Source organism: Streptomyces chiangmaiensis (assembly GCF_036281785.1).
GTDB classification, from domain to species: domain Bacteria; phylum Actinomycetota; class Actinomycetes; order Streptomycetales; family Streptomycetaceae; genus Streptomyces; species Streptomyces chiangmaiensis.
Map to the genome: position 1 here is coordinate 1 of NZ_JAYWVC010000623.1, position 1,018 is coordinate 1,018.

General features: G+C 68.3%; 1 protein-coding gene. It reads left to right on the plus strand.

The window, feature by feature from the left end; translation table 11 throughout:
• Positions 1-200: 200 nt before the first annotated feature.
• Positions 201-695 (plus strand): hypothetical protein, encoded by a 495-nt coding sequence (locus tag VXC91_RS46035; protein ID WP_329513276.1) that lies wholly within the window; start codon positions 201-203, stop codon positions 693-695.
• Positions 696-1,018: the final 323 nt, after the last annotated feature.

Here is a 1,018-nt window from a genome sequence, read left to right on the forward strand (position 1 = left end):
GAAACCCCGTTTCCTGCCCTGCTCCGCAGAGGTCCGATTCCTCCCCGGCCTGAAGGCCGGGGCATCCTCGGAGGTATTTGGTGAGCCCACCGCGAACTGCGCGCCTCAAGCACCCTGCCGCCCGGCGGACCGGCGCGGGACGAGCCGTCCGCGAGGGCGAACTGCTGCCACGGCAGCCCGTGTCGGGCATGATCGGGGCCATGGAGAACGGGAACGCGCACCTGCCGACCACCGAGGCGGCCGTCGCCGCGATACGGAACATCGCGGAGGAATACGCGTTGAGGATGTCCGTCACCGACGACATCGGCGCGGACCAGACCTCACGCCGTACGTCGGCCGGGATCTTCACGGTGCTCGACCCCGACGGCTCGCTGCCGCACGAGGCGTTCGTGGAGTTGGAGGGATCGCCGTCGGTGAGCGTACGCATCTTCTCGGAGGGCGACGCGAAGATCACCGTTGACGGTGTGGAGTTCCATGACGTCCCGCGCGACCGCGTTCCCGCGTTCCTGAAGTCCGTCTACGGCGGTCTCGCCTACACGAAGGGCAGGCTGTTTCCCCCCGGCCAGTGGCTTGTCGTGCCGCTACCCGGCGACGAAACCTACAAGGAGCTGATCGTAGGGGCCGGGCTGGCACCCTGGCCGGCCCGCAGGATCAGACCGCCGGGAGACGGACCTCGGGACACCCGCAGCCCGTGAGCGGCCGCCGGGCGAGACCTCTTTGCCGATGGACGTCCTCACGCATCGACCGCGCAGCGGCAGCCCGACTTTCACCGCGCCCAGTCCCAGCAGGTCTTGGAGGACGGCAACCAACGGCCCGCGGCGTGCGGGGCGGGATCCGCGTCACGGCCGGCATCCTCCGCCCCGCCGCGAAGCGCCTGGCGCCCTCGTCACAGGAGCACACACCGGGAGCACCGGAAATTCTCGACATAGGCTGATATACGAGAAATAGCCGTGTTCGGTTGTTGATCTCTGCTGTGGGTCAGCGCTTCATCGTTGAATCCTCCCCCCAGCTGAAGCAG

What these genes read in the sequence shown, in the direction of transcription:
- VXC91_RS46035 (WP_329513276.1), top strand. Translation starts at nt 201, where the DNA reads ATGGAGAACGGGAACGCGCACCTGCCGACCACCGAGGCGGCCGTCGCC.